General features: G+C 72.4%; 17 protein-coding genes, 1 tRNA gene and 1 riboswitch. Of the genes, 8 read left to right on the forward strand and 10 right to left on the reverse strand.

The genetic code is table 11. The features are described from left to right. Window positions 1–10: 10 nt before the first annotated feature. Entirely contained in the window at window positions 11–757 is a 747-nt protein-coding gene (locus ACWCPN_RS03440; protein WP_451202130.1) for a methyltransferase domain-containing protein, read from the reverse strand. A gap of 220 nt (window positions 758–977) precedes the next feature. Further along, a complete protein-coding gene (locus tag ACWCPN_RS03445) occupies window positions 978–2,327 on the reverse strand; it encodes a protein kinase domain-containing protein (RefSeq protein WP_451202132.1) in 1,350 nt (449 codons plus the stop codon). Between the two features lie 363 nt (window positions 2,328–2,690). Here ACWCPN_RS03445 and ACWCPN_RS03450 point away from each other — a divergent pair, with 363 nt between their 5' ends. Continuing rightward, entirely contained in the window at window positions 2,691–3,233 is a 543-nt protein-coding gene (locus ACWCPN_RS03450) for an MOSC domain-containing protein (RefSeq protein WP_451202133.1), read from the forward strand. Window positions 3,234–3,476: 243 nt separating this feature from the next. Here the strand turns inward: ACWCPN_RS03450 and ACWCPN_RS03455 are convergent, their stop codons facing one another. Both ACWCPN_RS03455 and ACWCPN_RS03460 read right to left on the reverse strand, forming a co-directional pair. Next, window positions 3,477–3,983, reverse strand: coding sequence for a DUF2267 domain-containing protein (locus ACWCPN_RS03455; protein ID WP_451202134.1), 507 nt, complete (start codon window positions 3,981–3,983; stop codon window positions 3,477–3,479). Between the two features lie 236 nt (window positions 3,984–4,219). Continuing rightward, on the reverse strand, window positions 4,220–4,657 hold the full coding sequence (locus tag ACWCPN_RS03460) for an Hsp20/alpha crystallin family protein (RefSeq protein ID WP_199210702.1): 438 nt from the start codon (window positions 4,655–4,657) through the stop codon (window positions 4,220–4,222). A gap of 186 nt (window positions 4,658–4,843) precedes the next feature. Here ACWCPN_RS03460 and ACWCPN_RS03465 point away from each other — a divergent pair, with 186 nt between their 5' ends. Beyond that, complete coding sequence (locus ACWCPN_RS03465) at window positions 4,844–5,146, forward strand: hypothetical protein (RefSeq protein ID WP_451202136.1); 303 nt, start codon at window positions 4,844–4,846, stop codon at window positions 5,144–5,146. A gap of 160 nt (window positions 5,147–5,306) precedes the next feature. Here ACWCPN_RS03465 and ACWCPN_RS03470 read toward each other — a convergent pair whose 3' ends face one another. After that, the gene (locus ACWCPN_RS03470) at window positions 5,307–6,641 is read right to left on the reverse strand and encodes an SGNH/GDSL hydrolase family protein (protein WP_451202137.1); all 1,335 of its coding nucleotides are present in this window, start codon (window positions 6,639–6,641) and stop codon (window positions 5,307–5,309) included. Between the two features lie 273 nt (window positions 6,642–6,914). On the opposite strand from ACWCPN_RS03470, the gene ACWCPN_RS03475 reads away from it, so the two are divergent. From ACWCPN_RS03475 to rdgB, 3 genes are all read left to right on the forward strand, one after another. Further along, window positions 6,915–8,177 (forward strand): DUF445 domain-containing protein, encoded by a 1,263-nt coding sequence (locus ACWCPN_RS03475; protein WP_451202287.1) that lies wholly within the window; start codon window positions 6,915–6,917, stop codon window positions 8,175–8,177. An 85-nt stretch (window positions 8,178–8,262) separates the two neighbouring features. Further along, entirely contained in the window at window positions 8,263–9,801 is a 1,539-nt protein-coding gene (locus ACWCPN_RS03480) for an MFS transporter (protein WP_365126918.1), read from the forward strand. 39 nt (window positions 9,802–9,840) lie between these two features. Continuing rightward, window positions 9,841–10,443, forward strand: a complete 603-nt coding sequence (gene rdgB, locus ACWCPN_RS03485; RefSeq protein ID WP_199210706.1) for an RdgB/HAM1 family non-canonical purine NTP pyrophosphatase — start codon at window positions 9,841–9,843, stop codon at window positions 10,441–10,443. 43 nt (window positions 10,444–10,486) lie between these two features. Here rdgB and ACWCPN_RS03490 read toward each other — a convergent pair. The 4 genes from ACWCPN_RS03490 to bcp form a co-directional block, all read right to left on the reverse strand. Beyond that, a tRNA-Leu gene (locus ACWCPN_RS03490) sits at window positions 10,487–10,570 on the reverse strand. Window positions 10,571–10,664: 94 nt separating this feature from the next. After that, a complete protein-coding gene (locus ACWCPN_RS03495; RefSeq protein WP_199210707.1) occupies window positions 10,665–11,012 on the reverse strand; it encodes a hypothetical protein in 348 nt (115 codons plus the stop codon). 7 nt (window positions 11,013–11,019) lie between these two features. Next, on the reverse strand, window positions 11,020–11,403 hold the full coding sequence (locus tag ACWCPN_RS03500) for a hypothetical protein (RefSeq protein ID WP_199210708.1): 384 nt from the start codon (window positions 11,401–11,403) through the stop codon (window positions 11,020–11,022). A 349-nt stretch (window positions 11,404–11,752) separates the two neighbouring features. Further along, entirely contained in the window at window positions 11,753–12,220 is a 468-nt protein-coding gene (gene bcp / locus ACWCPN_RS03505) for a thioredoxin-dependent thiol peroxidase (RefSeq protein ID WP_451202138.1), read from the reverse strand. A 92-nt stretch (window positions 12,221–12,312) separates the two neighbouring features. On the opposite strand from bcp, the gene ACWCPN_RS03510 reads away from it, so the two are divergent. From ACWCPN_RS03510 to sugE, 3 genes are all read left to right on the forward strand, one after another. Continuing rightward, a complete protein-coding gene (locus ACWCPN_RS03510) occupies window positions 12,313–12,642 on the forward strand; it encodes a DUF3618 domain-containing protein (RefSeq protein WP_199210710.1) in 330 nt (109 codons plus the stop codon). A 112-nt stretch (window positions 12,643–12,754) separates the two neighbouring features. Further along, on the forward strand, window positions 12,755–13,057 hold the full coding sequence (locus ACWCPN_RS03515) for a GroES family chaperonin (protein ID WP_199213532.1): 303 nt from the start codon (window positions 12,755–12,757) through the stop codon (window positions 13,055–13,057). A gap of 67 nt (window positions 13,058–13,124) precedes the next feature. Further along, window positions 13,125–13,194: riboswitch (guanidine-III (ykkC-III) riboswitch) on the forward strand. A 34-nt stretch (window positions 13,195–13,228) separates the two neighbouring features. Then, a complete protein-coding gene (sugE, locus tag ACWCPN_RS03520; RefSeq protein WP_451202139.1) occupies window positions 13,229–13,549 on the forward strand; it encodes a quaternary ammonium compound efflux SMR transporter SugE in 321 nt (106 codons plus the stop codon). A 9-nt stretch (window positions 13,550–13,558) separates the two neighbouring features. Here sugE and ACWCPN_RS03525 read toward each other — a convergent pair whose 3' ends face one another. Continuing rightward, window positions 13,559–16,069, reverse strand: coding sequence for a transglycosylase domain-containing protein (locus tag ACWCPN_RS03525; RefSeq protein WP_451202289.1), 2,511 nt, complete (start codon window positions 16,067–16,069; stop codon window positions 13,559–13,561). Window positions 16,070–16,986 lie beyond the last annotated feature (917 nt).

Here is a 16,986-nt window from a genome sequence, read left to right on the forward strand (position 1 = left end):
GCCCCGACCCTCAGCGGCCAAGCAGGGCGAAGACCCCCCACCCGAGGTACTCGCGCTCGTACCGGGCGTAGCTGACCGGTTCCCGGGAGAGTTCCGCTCTCAGTTCGGGGGCCAACTCGTCGTCGGGGTTCCGGTCGAGCCAGCGGCGGATGTTGAGCCACTGGGCCGCCCGGTAGCGGTCCCAGCTGTCCTGGTCGGCGAGCATCATCTCGACCACGTCGTAGCCCAGTTCACCGAACCGCTCGATGAGATCCGGCAGCGACCGGTAGTCCTCCTCGGTGCGGGCGTGGCACGCTTCGACGCAGTTCTGGTCGGGCGGGTCGCGGCGCCAGTACGGTTCGCCGATGAGCAGCATGCCGCCGGGGCGGAGGCTCTGGCGGAGCAGATCGATGGTGCCGGTGATCCCGTCGCCGATCCAGGTCGCGCCGATGCACGCGGCGAGGTCGACGGGTTCGTCGGCGACGTAGCCGGACGCGTCGCCGTGGACGAAGTCCACCTGGCGGGCGACGCCGAGTTCGGCGGCCCGGGCGCGGGCCCTGGCCGTGAACTCGGTGCTGATGTCCACCCCGGTCCCGGTGATGCGGTGGGTGTGCGCCCAGGTGCACAGCATCTCGCCCGAACCGCTGGCGAGGTCGAGTGCACGGGTGCCGGGGGTCAGGTGCAGCGCCTGCCCCAGAGCAGCCAGTTTCTCGCTGGTGAGGGGGTTGTGGATGCGGTGGCTGCTCTCGCGGATGGTGAATTCACGTGGAAGATCCACTGTCGGGGTTCCTTGTGTCCGATGAGGTCGTGGAAGGTACGGGGGACGGCCTGTTGCCGCGGGCCGTCGTTGCCTGGACCGTCATCGAAAGCACCTCATCCGGACGTACGGGTCTTCGGAACCTCGGCGAGGCTAGGACGCGGCCGCCGGCCGTGTCCACCGGATTTCCACCGCGCCGCGGGCGCGGCCTCGCGGGGCCTCACTCCTCGCTGTCCGGCGCTCAGCGCCGCGAAGACTTGTCGCTCCGGCCGGGGGCGTTCGGGGCGGCGTGGGGCGGGTGCTGCGTGTGGCGGGGGTGGTGGGCGGCGGGGCCGCGGGGGTTGGCGCCCTTGCCGCCGGACGGGGTGTGGTGCGCCTGGGTCGACCGGTCGGCCGGGGGCAGGGTCCTGGAGATGGGCTGGATGTGGGGGCCGAGGGAGGTGGCGGCCGGAGCGGGTGGGCCGGGGGTCCTCGCGTCGGGCCGGGCGCCGGCCGGCGTTGCGGCGCCCGCCTTGTCGTCGGGTGTCGCCTTGCCGGGCGGCGGGTGACCGGAGGTCGCGGCGGCGGAGGCCGTGTCGGCGCGGTCGTCGCCGGTTCCGCTGGTGCCCGGGGCGAAGGCGAGGGTCGTGCCGAGGGCCACGGACAGGGCGGCGAGGGCGGTGCCCACCGCCAGGCGGCGGTTGTGCGGGGGCCGGTCGGCATGGGCGTGGCCGTGGGCGGCGGGCGGTCCGGCCGCGTGGGCGGGGCGGATCCTCGCCGCCGTCCTCAGGCCTTCCGTGCGGGCGGGGCGGATCGCCGCGGATGCCCGCGTCCCGGGGCTGACCACGGAGGGTGCCGTCGAGGGGAGGGAGTCCGGGGCGCCGGAGACGTCCAGGGCCGCCAGGGTCCGCGCGCACTGTCCGGCGTCGGGGCGGTCCTCGGGGTCCTTGGCGGTCATGGCGCGGAGCAGGGCCGCCAGGTCCGGGGAGACCCAGGCGGGTATCTCGGGTGCGCGAAGGAGACGGGCGACCGCTGCCTCCAGGGGGGTGCCCGGGTATTCCAGTCCACCTTTCAGGCACTCCAGCAGGACCAGGCCGAGCGCGTATACGTCGGTGGGCGGTCCGACGTACCCGCCCTCGACCTGCTCGGGCGCCAGGTACGCGGCGGTGCCGGTCAGCACGTCGGGTGCCGTCTGACGGGTGGCGTCCGCCAGGCGCGCTATGCCGAAGTCGGCCAGGTGGGGTTCGCCGGCCGAGTCGAGCAGGACGTTCGACGGTTTGACGTCGCGGTGCACTATGTCGGCCCGGTGGACGTGGGCGAGCGCCCGTGCGAGGGCGGCACCGAGGGCCGTCACACGCCGCTCGGGCAGGGTTCCGCCGCCCAGGAGGCTGTGCAGCGTGGGGCCTTCGACGAGTTGCATGACCAGATAGGTGCGGTCGTCCTCGCGGCCGGAGTCGTAGACCGTGACCAGTCCGGGGTGCTGGAGGCCGGCGAGGAGGACGGCCTCCGCGGTGAGCCGGTCCTCGGTCTGCGGGCCCGGCCCCGGCCGGAAGACCTTGACGGCGACGGGCCGCTCGAGGCGCGTGTCGAGACCCTCGTAGACGTCGGCCATGCCTCCCGATCCGATTCTCGCGCCCAACCGGTAGCGTCCGGACAGGACGTGAGCGGACGCCGGTTCCGCTGCGACCGGCCCGGCGGTCTGCGGGTCTGCTGATCGGCTGGCCTTCATCTGGGTCTCCGTTGCTGTCACCTCGTGCCGGACTCGGCCATGGGACGTGCTCCGATGCGGGTACCCGAGCCCGTGTCAGGTATCCGGACGAACTCGGTGGCGCGGGTGTGCGTCGTGACGGAGGCTGGGGGTACGCCGGGGCCGGTCGCACGGCCGGGGCCCGAAGTACGCCGCACCGCCGGGTGTCCAGCGCCACCGCTGGGCTCCCGGTGGATCCCGCGACGAAGAGCCGAGACGGGGGCCGCGATGGGCGCGACTGTCGCTGCCGTGAGCAGCAACGGCGAGTACTCCTTCACCAAGCCCAACCGGGAGCGGATCACCCTGCTCGCCGGCCTCGGGGTGGAGGGGGACGTGCACGCGGGGGTGACCGTGAGGCACCGGTCGCGCGTCGCCCGGGACCCGACCCGGCCGAACCTCCGGCAGGTGCACCTCATCCACGAGGAGCTGTTCGAGGAGGTCGGGGCGAGCGGGTTCCGGGTGGCGGCCGGGGAGCTGGGCGAGAACATCACCACCCGGGGGATCGATCTGCTGGGGCTGCCCACCGGGGCGGTGCTGCGGATCGGGGACGAGGCCGTCGTGGAGGTGACCGGGCTGCGCAATCCGTGCCGCCAGATCGACGGCTTCCAGCGGGGGCTGCTGAAGCAGGTCGTGGGGCGGGACGCGGAGGGGCACGTCCGGTACCGGGCCGGGGTCATGGGGGTGGTGAGGGTGGGTGGCGTCGTACGTGCCGGGGACGCGATCTCCGTGGAGCTGCCCGACGGGCTTCACCGGGCGCTCGAACGGGTCTGACCGACCGGCCGCCCGATCGCGTCCGGCAGCCCGGTCGTGCGGCTGCCCGGTCGTCCGGCCGCGCGTCCGTTCGTCTTCCGGCCCCCGAATTGTGGCCCCTGGTCCCTGGCCCCTGGCTTCGGGCTTCTGGCTTCTGGGCCGTACGGCTGGCTGCCGGGCGCCGCTGTCGGCAGTCGCCGGACCAACGACGGATCGGGGCGGCGCCCGGAGAGGCGTGGTGGGGGCCGGAGCGTGGGCGGAGGTCTATGCAGCCGCCGCCAGGTCCGCGCGGCCGAACAGCAGGGCGTAGCCGGGCGGGAGTTGGGCCAGGACCCGGGTCGTCAGCGGCTCGCCGACGGTGTCCGCCACGACGCCGAGGACCGAGCTGACGTCCCAGCGGGCCGTCGCCGGGGTGGCGTCCTCGAGGTGGTCCGCCACGGACTCGACGAACTCGCGTGCGGACAGCGGGGTGTTCGCCGGGATCTGGGAGGCGAGCAGGATGCCCGCCTGCCTGGGCAGGGCCTGGGCGAGGGCGACTCGTTCCTCGCCGGTCACGTGCCCGCCCAGGGCGGTGAGCACGGTACGGGTGACGCGCTCGGCCTCGGCCGCCGTCGAATACCGGCCGGCCTCGCGCACCGCCTCGGTGAGCGCCTCCCAGCGGGCGGCGTCGGCGCCGGCCTCGGGAGCGAGCGGGCGCTGCGACGGGGCCGCGGCAGGGGCGGGGACGGGGGCGGGGATGGTCGTTCTGGGCTGCGGGGTCGTGACGGTCATCGTGGTGGATCCTCCTCCGGGACACTTCGGGCACCGGGAGCCCGGTACCCCGTAACGCGGCGTGCATGAGCCGGAATTCGGCCAGAGTGCGGCATGTGGGGGCATGCGGTCCGTGCAGCGCGTGCGGCTCGTGTGGCGGCATCCGCCCCGACGCGGCGGGCGGGCGCCGGCGCACGGCGGCGCCCCGTGACCCCCGCTCGGGGCCACGGGGCGCGCAGAACGCGTCCTGGGCGCGCTCAGCCGGTGATCTGCTTGCGGCCGCTGTCGCCGCCGCTGATCCGGATGCGGCGCGGCTTGGCCTGTTCGGCCACCGGGATGCGCAGGGTCAGGACGCCGGACTCGTACGAGGCGTCGATGCGCTCGGTGTCGAGGGTCTCGCCGAGGAAGAGCTGACGGGTGAAGGTGCCCGTGGGGCGCTCGGCGACGATCATCTCGGCGCCCTCCGGCGCGGGGCCGCGGCGCTCGGCGCGGACGTTGAGGACGTTGCGCTCGACGTCCAGCTCGATCGTCTCGGGGTCGATGCCGGGAAGGTCGAAGTGGACCAGGAACTCGTCACCGGAGCGGTAGGCGTCCATCGGCATGGCGGACGGGCGGCCGGCGGGGGTGTTCGCGCTGCCGAAGACCTGCTGCGCGAGTCGGTCGAGGTCGCGGAACGGGTCGGTACGCATGAGCATCACGGCTCACTCCTCTCGTCAGGTGCTGGGTGCGATGCCCTTCGACTACTTATATAGCTCGGAGCCGGAAAGTTGACAAGCCTCGACTCAGCTTGATGGAGCCGAAAGGGCGCGCGTTAGCCTCGGACCAGGCAACAAAGGCAGACGAAGCAGACCAGAACGTATCGACGTAGGTGGAGGCAGCTCATGGCCAGGGTTCCCAGCGCGGTGGTCGCGGCGACCGGACTCGTCGGCGGGTACGGCGTCGCCCGCTGGACAGGGAAGCGGCAGCTCGGCGGGGTCGTCCTGGCCGCCGCGGGCGCGGCCGCCGCGCAGCAGTGGCGCAGGCAGGCCGGAGGGAAGGCCGCCGGTGCGCTGACCGCCGGTTACGTCGCCGCGTTCGCCGGGTCCCACCCGCTGGCCAGGAAGGTCGGTGCCTGGCCGTCCGTCCTCGGTGTCGCGGGCGCCGTCGCCCTGGCCTCCTGGGCCGTCGCCGACCGGCGCGGCTGAGACCGGCCCACCGGCCGGGCAGTCGGGGCGGGGCGAACCCGGGCGGGGCGGCATCGACGCCCTACGGCGGCAGACGCTCCCCGTCGTGCCGCCCTGGCGCCGCGCCCGGCCCCGCCGCGGGGTCGCTCGCGGCGGGGACGCGCCCCCACGGGCCCGTCCGTTACAGCTCCGCCTGGCCCGCGCCCTTCAGCGCGCTCAGGTCGAAGACGCCGCCCATCTTGGCGAAGCCCAGGTCGCTGGGGTGCAGATGGTCACCGGAGTCGTACTCGGGGCGCAGCCGGCGCGCGTCGTACGGGTCCCGCAGGGCCTGGTCGAAGTCGACGACCGAGTCGTAGACACGGCCGGACCGGATCTCCGCGTTGACCCGCTGCCGCACCGCGTCACGGGCCGGTGTCCAGCCGCGGTGGCCGCGGAACGGCATGAGCGTCGCGCCGACCACCCTGAGCCCGCGGGCGTGCGCCTGGCGGACCAGGGTGCGCAGCCCCTCGGTGATCTTGTCCGGGTCGGCGAGGGCGGGGTTGCGGATGATGTCGTTGATGCCGAGGTCGATGACGACGGCCTTCACATTGGTCCGGGACAGGGTGTCCCGGCCGAAGCGGCCGAGGCCGCTCTGGTTCTCCGCCGGCCGGCCCAGCCCGTCCGCGAGGACCTGGTTGCCGCTGATGCCCTCGTTGACGATGCCGTAGCGCGGCAGGGCCTCACCGCCCGCGACCGCCGTGTGCAGCCGGCCCGCGAGGACGTCGGTCCAGCGGCGGTTGGCGCCGACCGTGGACGTTATGCCGTCGGTGATGGAGTCGCCGAAGACGACCACCGTGCCCGTCGCCTCGTTGCTCAGCACGTCAACGGCCGTCAGATAGCGCCAGTACGGCGTCTGTTCGGTGTACGCGGTGCCCGTCGCGTCCTCCGTGCGGTCGCCCTGGGCGACGTACGACATCTGCTGGGCGTGCGGGTGGTACGTGACCGGGCCCGACGGGGTCGGCGAGTACGTGGTGACCAGCACGTCCGAGTCGTGCGGGACGACCACGCGCACGGCGTCGCTGAGCACCTGGCCACCGGCCGGGATCACGACGCTCGGGGCGCCGTTGAACGTCAGCCGCCGCATGGTCTCCGCGTCGGCCTCGGCGGTGTCGTGACCCAGCGCCACGGCCAGGGAGGCGTGCGTGATGGTCAGCGGGGACTGTCCGTAGAGGTTGGACAGCGTGATGCGGGCACTCGTTCCGGCGGTGCTCGCGTGCACGACGTTGCGCACCGAACGGCCGGCCAGGCCGGTGGTCTCGGTGCCGGGCTCGCCGCCCACGGGCGCCGTGGACCAGGCACCGACCCAGGTGCCGGTCGACGCGGGAGCGACGGAGGAACCATGGCGCGGGCGACTGCCGGCGAAAGTGCTGCTGGGGGTGCCGTCGTCCGTGGCCACCGTGACGTAGATGGCTGCACACACGGCCACGATCAGCGCGACCAGCGCGCTGAGTACGGCATAACCATGACGCTTGGTCATGCTTGCGTTGTTCTCCTCGGGAGATGGGAGCCCGGGGCTCCGATCTTGATGAACCCATGATGCGTCATGGGCTCGGGAGACCTGACAGGACCCTGCCCGAAACCCCCTACAGACAGACGCCGGGAACTCCTGTTTCGTTCCGGGAGTCGGTCAGGAAGGGACAATTGTGCGCGGGATCACCGCACGGGCGGAGTACGGGTGGAGCTGATGGAACGCACCGAGACACGAACAGCGGACCGGACGGCGGCGCAGGAGCCGGTGTCGCACCGCACCATGAACGCCTTCACCCCGGCCGACGAGGAACGGCGCCGGGGCGTGCGGCGCATGAAACTCACCGCGACCGGGCTGCTGCTGTTCGTCGCCCTCGTCTACGTGCTCGCGCGGATCGCCACGCATCAGGGCGCGGGCCCCTGGGCGGGCTACGTGGCCGCCGCGGCCGAGGCCGGCATGGTCGGCGCGCTGGCCGACTGGTTCGCCGTCACCGCGCTCTTCCGGCACCCGCTCGGGCTGCCCATCCCGCACACCGCGATCATCCCCACCAAGAAGGACCAGCTCGGGGTCTCCCTCGGCGAGTTCGTCGGTGAGAACTTCCTCTCCCAGGACGTCGTACGGCAGCGGCTGCGCGCCGTCGGCATCGGCAGCCGGCTGGGCACCTGGCTCTCCCGGCCCGAGCACGCCGACCGGGTCACCGCCGAACTCGCCACCGCGCTGCGCGGCGCGCTCACGGTCATGCGCGACCGGGACGTCCAGGCCGTCGTCACGGAGGCCGTCACCCGGCGGGCCGACGTCCAGGAGATCGCGCCCGGCCTCGGCAAGATGCTGGAGCGGATCGTCGCCGACGGCGGCCACAACCGCGTCGTCGACCTCGTCGTCGCCCGCGCCCACGACTGGCTGGAACTGCACCGGGCCGACGTGATGAGCGCCGTGGAGGGCGGGGCGCCGGGCTGGACCCCGCGCTTCGTCGACAAGAAGGTCGGTGACCGCGTCTACAAGGAACTGCTGCGCTTCGTCACCGAGATGCGCGACATGCCCTCCCACCCGGCCCGCGGCGCCCTCGACCGCTTCCTCACCGACTTCGCCTCCGACCTGCAGTCCGACACCGACACCCGGGGTCGGGTGGAACGGCTCAAGGGCGACATCCTCGGCCGCGGCGAGGTACAGGACCTGATCGCCTCCGCGTGGACCGCCGTGCGTTCCATGGTCGTCGCGGCGGCCGGGGACGAGCGCAGCGAGCTGCGGATGCGGGTACGGGCCGCGCTGCTCTCGCTCGGCACCCGGATGGCGAACGAGCCGAAGGTGCAGCACAAGGTCGACGGCTGGGTCGAGGGCGTGGCCGTGCACGTCGTCACCACGTACCGCAAGGAGATCACCTCGCTGATCACCGACACCGTGGCCGGCTGGGACGCCGAGCACACCACCCGCAAGATCGAGGCGCACATCGGCCGCGACCTCCAGTTCATCCGCATCAACGGCACGGTCGTCGGCTCGCTCGCGGGCCTGCTCATCTACGTCGTCACGCGTGCCGTGGGCGCCTGAGGCCGGCCCGCCCCGGACCCGCCCAGGGCCTACTCCGGCGCCGCGAGGGCATCCGTACCCCGTCCTTCGGCGTTGAGGGGAGCCCATGAGCACAGCCGCAGAACCGGCATCGCAGAGCGGCCGGACCATCACCACGAACATCCCCGCCCGGCTCGACCGCCTGCCCTGGTCCAGGTGGCACTGGTCGATCGTCATCGGCCTGGGCACCGTCTGGATCCTCGACGGCCTCGAGGTCACCGTCGTCGGCAACATCGCCGGCCGGCTGTCCGAACCGGGCAGCGGGCTGAGCATCAGCTCCGGGCAGATCACCGGCGTCGCCGCCGCGCTCTACGTGGCCGGCGCCTGCGTCGGGGCGCTGTTCTGGGGCCGGCTCACCGACCGCTTCGGCCGCAAGAAGCTGTTCATGATCACTCTCGCGGTGTATCTCGCGGCGACCGCGCTGACCGCGGTGTCCACCGAGGCCTGGTGGTTCTTCGTGTTCCGGTTCCTGACCGGCTTCGGCATCGGGGGCGAGTACGCGGCGATCAACAGCGCCATCGACGAGCTGATCCCGGCGAACTACCGGGGCCGTGTCGACCTGATGATCAACGGCAGCTTCTGGCTCGGCGCCGTCGGCGGCTCCCTGCTCTCCATCCTCGCCCTCAACACCGACCTGCTCCCGGCCGACGTCGGCTGGCGCCTCACCTTCGCGCTCGGCGCCGTCCTCGCCCTGGTCATCCTGCTCGTCCGCCGGCACGTTCCCGAGAGTCCGCGGTGGCTGCTCATCCACGGCCGGGACCAGGAGGCGGAGGAGATCGTCACCGGCATCGAACGCCGGGTCCAGGAGGAGAAGGGCGAGCCCCTCGCCCGGCCCGAGGGCGAACTCGAGATCCACCAGCGCAAGAGCGTCACCTTCCTGGAGATCGCGCGCACCGTCTTCGGCCGGTACCGCAAGCGCGCCGTCCTCGGCTTCTCCCTCTTCATCGGCCAGGCGTTCCTCTACAACGCCATCACCTTCGGTTTCGGCGCCATCCTGACCAAGTTCTTCGACGTGCCGGCCGACCACACGGGCTACTACTTCGCCGTCATCGCCGTCGGCAACTTCTGCGGCCCGCTGCTGCTCGGCCATCTCTTCGACACCGTCGGCCGCCGCGTGATGATCTCGTCGACGTACCTGCTGTCGGGCCTGCTGCTGTTCGGCACGGCGTGGCTCTTCGACCGCGGCTCCCTCGGCGCGGGCACCCTCACGGCCTGCTGGTGCGCGGTGCTCTTCTTCGCCTCCGCCGGTGCCTCCAGCGCCTATCTGACGGTCTCCGAGATCTTCCCGATGGAGACCCGGGCCATGTCGATCGCCTTCTTCTACGCCCTCGGCACCGCGGCCGGCGGCATCAGCGGCCCGCTGCTCTTCGCCGACCTCACCAACACCGGCAAGGTCGGCGACACCGTGCTGGCGTTCCAGATCGGTGCCGGGCTGATGTGCGCGGCCGGTCTCGTCGCGGCGTTCCTCGCCGTGAACGCCGAACGCCGGTCCCTGGAGGACATCGCCCGCCCGCTGACCGCGGCCGCGAGCAAGGCCAAGGCGGCGGCGCGTCCGGCCCGCGGCCCCCAGGGGCCCTCGGCACCGCCGGCGGCCAGCAGGCCCTGACGGCGTGGGGGCCGGGTCCGCCAAGGGATACTGGCCCCCATGACCCGCCTGATCCTCGCCACCCGCAACGCCGGAAAGATCACCGAACTGAGGGCCATCCTCGCCGAAGCAGGCCTCCCCCACGAGCTGATCGGCGCCGACGCCTACCCCGAGATCCCCGATGTCCGGGAGACCGGCGTCACCTTCGCGGAGAACGCCCTCCTCAAGGCCCACGCCCTGGCCCGGGCCACCGGCCTCCCCGCCGTCGCCGACGACTCGGGGCTCTGCGTCGACGTCCTGAACGGCGCCCCCGGCATCTTCTCCGCCCGCTGGGCGGGCGCCCACGGCGACGACAAGGCCAATCTGGACCTCCTGCTGGCCCAGATCTCCGACATCGCGGAGGAGCACCGCGGCGCGCACTTCGCCTGCGCGGCGGCGCTGGCCCTGCCGGACGGCACCGAGCGGGTGGTCGAGGGGCAGCTCAGGGGCGTCCTGCGGCACGCCCCGGCCGGCACGAACGGCTTCGGCTACGACCCGATCCTCCAGCCGGACGGCGAGAGCCGCACCTGCGCGGAGCTGAGCGCCGACGAGAAGAACGCGATCAGCCACCGGGGCAAGGCGTTCCGGGCGCTGGTGCCGGTCGTCCGGGAACTGCTGGGCTGACATGCGAAACGCCCCCCGCCTTCGGTTCGAAGGTGGGGGGCGGTGCGGCCGGTGGGATTCGAACCCACACGGGTGTGAACCCACTGGGACCTAAACCCAGCATGACTGCCAGTTCCATCACGGCCGCCTGAGGCGCGGCCTACTTTACTGTGCCGCGCCGTGCGCCGTCCGCCCCCTGCGCGGCAGGTGTCCAGGGCCGCGCGACGGAAGGTCCGGGAACGCTAACCGGCGCCACCGGTGCCGCTGGGGCACCGGCTGGAACTCGGTACGACGTAGAACTTCACGGCCCGCATGGCGGGGTCCGGCCGCTGGGAGCAGATCGTGTAGCGCGCCGCGGAGTCCAGGTCGATGGACCGGTGCCGGTCGGTCGTGTCGATGAACGTGACACCCAGACCGGCCTTCCTGGCGCCCTCGATGCCCGCCGTGAGCTTCTCACCGACGGCCGAGCCCATGGTGGGCATCGGCGCACGGCTCGCCTCCGCCGTGCCCGGATCGTGCGTGGCGCAGGCCGCCAGCAGGAGGGGCGTCGCGATCAGGCCGCCCAGCCGCGCGAGGTGTCGTGCCCTCATCGCGTCGTCACGAAGTCATGATCGTCTGCGTGCTGAGGCAGGAGAAGTCCAGGCCGCCGGTCGGGGTGCCCTGCCAGTCACCGGTCATCGCGCCGAGGGCGATCGCGATGTTCTCGGGCAGGTCGAGGTCGACGTGCCGGGTCGTACCGTTGCCGTTCGAGTTCCAGTAGAAGTACTTGGTGCCGCTCTCGATGACACCCACGGCGGAGTGACCGTCCGCCTCGGTGTCCGTGATGTACAGGTGGTCGCCGTACGTCTTGAAGACGGACTTGGCTCCGCAGCCGGGCGCCGCGTACTCGGTGTAGGTGGTGTCGGCGTAGGCGGCGGTGGACGTCAGAGCGATGCCGGCGGCCACGCCGCCGGTCAGGACGGCACGCATGATCTTGCGCATCTTTTTCCCCTTTGCACAGGTGGAGCGTCAGCAGAACGGTTCGGCTCGGAACGGCGTGCGTGAACTCGACCTACGGGGAGGCGTGACGATACGGACCCCCATGGCGACGTGTCCCCCCGGTCGTCGATGATGCCCGGTCATGCCTGGTCAGGCGGGCCGAACTTGGTACGCACCTTAAGCACGGACGCAACCGGAGGTCAAAGAGTTTGCCGGGGTCGACGAGCGAAGTGGGGCGTTTGCACCGCGAGTTGAGAGCGGGAAATGCGAACGGCCCGCAACGGAGGCTCCGGTGCGGGCCGTCAGGACGGCGGGAACGAGCCCCCGGGGCACCCCGGGACGTCCCTCGGGGTCAGATCCCCAGGTCCTTGATGATCTTGGCCACATGACCCGTGGCGCGGACGTTGTAGAGGGCGCGGTCGACCTTGCCCTCCTCGTCGACGATGACCGTGGAGCGGATGACGCCCATGTAGGTCTTGCCGTAGTTCTTCTTCTCGCCGTAGGCGCCGTAGGCCTCGGTGGTCGTCTTCTCGGGGTCGGCGAGGAGGGTGATCTTCAGGGACTCCTTCTCGCGGAACTTGGCCAGCTTCTCCGGCTGGTCCGGGGAGATGCCGATGACGTCGTAGCCGGCGTCGGCCAGGAGGGAGAGGTTGTCCGTGAAGTCGCAGGCCTGCTTGGTGCAGCCTGGGGTCAGCGCCGCGGGGTAGAAGTAGACGATGACCTTGCGGCCCTTGCGGTCCGACAGGGACACCGGGTTGCCGTCGGCGTCGGGGAGGGTGAAGGCGGGGGCCACGTCGCCGGGCTGGAGTCGCTCGCTCATCGGTCCAGCGTAACGGGGGGCGTTGCGGTGCGGCCCGGGTGGGAACTGACAGACTGTCCAGGACAGCATCAGGAGACTTCGGAGGCCGTACGGTGGCGGACACGTCGGACACCAGAACCCCGGCAGAGATCGAGGCGGACATCAGGCGCCGCCGCGAAGTACTGGCCGAGACGCTCGACGAGATCGGGGTGCGGGTGCACCCGAAGACGATCGTCGGGGACGCCAAGGCCAAGGTCGTCGCCAACCTCGACCACACGGTTGGACGGGCGTATGTCCAGGTCAACCGGGTCGTGAGTGACGTCAGGGCACAGTTCGTGGACGAGGAGGGCGCGCCGCGCCTCGAGCGGGTGGTGCCGGTGGCGCTCGTCGCCGTGGGGCTGGTGGGGCTGCTGGCGCTGGGTGTGCGGCGGCGCGGCCGCTGAGCGGCGCGGCGCCCCGGGCTCGTACGGGCGTGCCGAAGGCAGGTAGGTTCGAAGCGTGAGCGCCAACAGAAACGTGCAGAGCACCCCCCACCACGACAAGCTGCCCATTCGGATGCTGCATGACCGGGTGCTGGTCAAGCAGGAGACGGGTGAGGGCGAGCGGCGGTCGGGCGGCGGAATCCTGATTCCCGCCACGGCGGCGGTCGGACGCCGGCTGGCCTGGGCCGAGGTGGTCGCGGTGGGTCAGAACGTGCGGACCGTGGAACCGGGCGACCGGGTGCTGTTCGACCCGGAGGACCGGGCCGAGGTCGAGGTGCGGGGCGTCGCGTACGTGCTGATGCGGGAGCGGGACCTGCACGCGGTGGCCGCGGACCGCTTCGAGGGCACGGAGGACTCCACGGGCCTGTACCTCTGAGGTCCGGGTACCGCAGGATCCGGCGACGGCGGGAGGGCCGGTGACCACGGTCACCGGCCCTCCCGCCGTCGCTTTGCTATGTTCGAAGGAGCCCGACGAGACGCGCCGTACCGGGACGCAGGCAAAGACGACGCACCAGGAATGGGTTCCGTCTGCCGGAGGTGTGTCGTCGTGGCGTGGGTTCTGCTGATCGTCGCCGGGCTGCTGGAAGTGGCCTGGTCGGTGGGGATGAAGTACACCGACGGGTTCACCCGGCTCGTACCGAGTGTGTTCACGGGTGCCGGGATCGTGGCCAGCATGGTGCTGCTGTCGTACGCGGCGAAGTCGTTGCCGATCGGTACGGCCTACGGCGTGTGGGTGGGGATCGGGGCGGCCGGGGCGGCGGTGCTCGGCATGGTGGTCCTGGGTGAGCCGGTCACCGCCGCCCGTGTCTTCTTCGTCTGCCTGCTGCTGGTCGCCGTGGTGGGGCTCAAGGCGACCAGCGGTCACTGACGGGCGGTCCTACGGTTGGCCGCCGGTGGCCCCGGTGTCGGTGCCCCCGCCCGTGTCCAGGCCTCCGGTACTGCCGCCGGGTGTGCCGCCGCCGGTGTCCGTGCCCCCGCCTGTCGTCGGGCCGCCGTCGGTGCCCCCGCCCGTCGTGGTTCCGCCGCCGTCGGTGGTGCCCCCGTCCGTGGTGGTGCCGCCCCCGTCGGTCGTCGTCCCGCCGTCGGTGGTGCCCCCGTCGGTCGTGGGGGTGCCGCCGGTGGTGCCGCCGTCGGTCGTCGGGGTGGCGCCGGTGGTGCCGCCGTCGGTGAGCGTGCCGGTGGTGCCGCCGTCGTCCTGGCCTCCGGTGCCGGGGTCGCCGGAGGGGTCGACGGGGGCCTGGGTCTGGTCGGCGCCGGGCTGGAGCTGGAGGTCGAAGTCGCTGACCGGCTTCCCCTTCAGCGCGTCGCGGGTGTACTGCGCCCAGATGGCGGTGGGCGGGCCACCGCCGTTCATCCGGGGCTGGCCCAGGGCGTAGTACAGCGACTTGTGGGCCGCCGTGACCGGGTCCTGGCCCATGACGGACACCACGGTGGCCAGGTCCGGGGTGTAGCCCGCGAACCAGGCGGCGGTGTCCTCCTCGGCGGTGCCGGTCTTGCCGGCCGCGGGGCGGCCCGCGGCCTGGGCGGCGACGGCGGTGCCGTTGTCGACCACGCTCTGCAGGATCGACGTGGTCGTGTCGGCGGCCTCGCGGGTGACGGCCCGCCTGGTCTGCCGCTGGGGCAGCTCGATCTGCTGGGTGCCGTCCTTGGTGACCTTCTCGACCATGGTGTACGCGGCGCGCTGACCGTGGTTGGCGAGCGTGGCGTACGCCTCCGCCATGTCCAGGACGCTGGCGGTGGCGGTGCCGAGGGCGATGGACGGGTAGGGCTGGAGGTCCTTGGTGCCCTCGGGGATGCCGAGGTCGACCGCGGTCTGCTTGACCCTGGCGGGGCCGACGTCGACGGCCATCTGGGCGTAGACGGCGTTGACCGAGAGGTCGGTGGCCTTGCGGACGGGGATGTCGCCGTACGACTTCTCGTCCTCGTTGGCGGGGTTGTAGCCGCCCCCGGTCCAGCCCTGCACGGGGCGCCTGCTGGTGCCGTCGTAGATGGTGTTCGGGGTGATGGGCCGGCTGTCCTGGGTGGTGGAGCTGTTCTGCACGGCCGAGGTGAACACGAAGGGCTTGAAGGTGGAGCCGACCTGGAAGTCACCCCGGGTGGCGCCGTTGGTGTACTGCTTCACGTAGTCGATGCCGCCGTACATGGCGACGACCTTGCCGGTCCTGGGGTCGACGGAGGCACCGCCGGCGCGGACGTAGTTGTCGGCCTTGCGGTTCTTCTTGTCCAGCTTGGAGATGAGCTGGTCGTCGACGGCCTTGACGAAGGCGTTCTGCCGGTTCTTCTGGATGGTGGTGGTGATGCGGTAGCCGCCGGCCTCCAGCTGGTCGGAAGTGACGATGTCGTTGTTGATCAGGTACTGCCTGGCCGCGTCGACGAGGTAACCGCGCTGGCCGGACAGGCCGTTGGGGAGGGTCTGCTCCTTGGGCATCGGGAACTTCAGGCCCGTGCGCTCGCCCTTGCCGAGCCAGCCCTCCTTGACCATGCCGTCCAGGACGTAGTTCCAGCGGGCGACGGCGGCGGGCTTGTTCTCGGGGTGCGCGACGACGTCGTACTCGCTGGGGGCGTTGACGAGGGCGGCGAGGTAGGCGGAGCGGGCCGGGTCGAGGTCCGCGGCGTCCTTGCCGTAGTAGGCCTGTGCGGCGGCCTGGATGCCGTAGGCGCTGCGGCCGAAGTAGCTGGTGTTGAGGTAGCCCTCGAGGATGTCGTCCTTGGACTTCTCGCGGTCCAGCTTCATCGAGATGAAGAACTCCTTGGCCTTGCGGGTGACCGTCTGCTCCTGGCCCAGGTAGTAGTTCTTCACGTACTGCTGGGTGATCGTGGAGCCGGACTGCTTGCCCTTGCCCAGGGCCGTGTTCCAGCCGGCGCGGAGCATGGCCTTGGGGTCGACGGCGGACTCGGTGTAGAAGTCGCGGTCCTCGGCGGCCAGTACGGCGTGCTGGGCGGCCTTGGAGACCTGGGCGAGGCTGACGTTCTCGCGGTTGACCTTGCTGTCGCGGGTGTCGCGGGCGAGCTGGGAGCCGTCGGCGTAGAGGTAGACGTTGCTCTGCTTGGTCGCGAGGGCGTTGGCGGACGGGATCTGCACCAGCGAGTAGCCGAGGAAGAACAGGCCGATGATCAGCAGGACGCCGATCACGAAGGTGCTCAGCAGCATGCGCCAGGTGGGGACGAGGCGACGCCAGCCGGTCCGCTTGGGCCGCTTGGGCTTCTTGCCCTTGCCGCCTCCGCCACCGGCTCCGCCGCCGCTGTCCGCGTTGGCGGTGGCGGGGGCTTCGGTGGCAGGAGTGTTCCCGCTGGTGGCGGTGGCTCCGGCGGCCCCGGCCTTGGCCGCGCCGCCACTCGCCATCGCGGCCTGGGCGCCCTGGGCCGCCGCGGCGGCACCGCCGGCCATGGCCGCCCGGGGGCCCTTCCCGGCGCCGCCGCGCGTGGTGGTGCCGTCGCCCGGGCGGTTCCGCTCTGCCGTGGTGGGCGCCTCGACCTTGCGGAGGACCTGCGTCGTCTCGGGTACCTGGGCGGCGTCACCGGACCCCTGCGGGCCACCGGACGTCTTCCCGGCGCCGCGCCTGCGGGCCGCTTCGGCTCCCTCGGCGGCGGAGGCACGGGACGCGTCGACGCGCCCGAGCACCTGGGTGCTCTCGGCCGCGTCGGGCTCCGCGGACTTCTCCGGGCCCCGCGACTTGGCGGACCCCTGCGACTGCCCCGCCTGACCGGGCACCCCGGGACGCTGAGTGGAGCCGGAACGCCCGGCCGCCGGGTCCCCGGTGACCCCGGACTCGGCGGAATCCCGCGGCTCCCCCGCCGGACCGGGCACCCCGGGACGCCGAGGCGCGCCGGAACGCCCGGCCGCCCGCTGCTCGGAGCCCCCGGACTTCCCCGGCTCCTGCGACTGCCCCGACTGATGAGGCACCCCGGGACGCCGGGACCCCGGGGACCGCCCGGCCCCCGGCTCGCGGGAGCCCTCGGCCTCACCGGGCGCCTGCGGAGGCACTCCGGGACGTCGGGACCCCGCGGACCGCTCGGCCGACGGCGCCTCGGAGTCCGAGGACCCCGCGGGGGCCGGCTGCCCCGACGGGCCGGACTTCCCCGGCACCCGCGGCTGCCCGGACTGCTGGGGCACGCCGGGACGCGAGGACCCGGCGGAACGCCCGGTCGCCTCTCCCTCGGAGCCGTTGGAGCCCTCGGACCTGCCGGACCCCTGCGGCTTGCCCGACTGCTGGGGAACATTGGAACGCTGAGCACCCTCGGCGCCCGGCCTGCGGGAATCCTCACCCTGTCCCGGTGCCCGCGGAGGCACCCCGGGACGGCCGC

The organism is Streptomyces sp. NPDC002386, assembly GCF_053593175.1.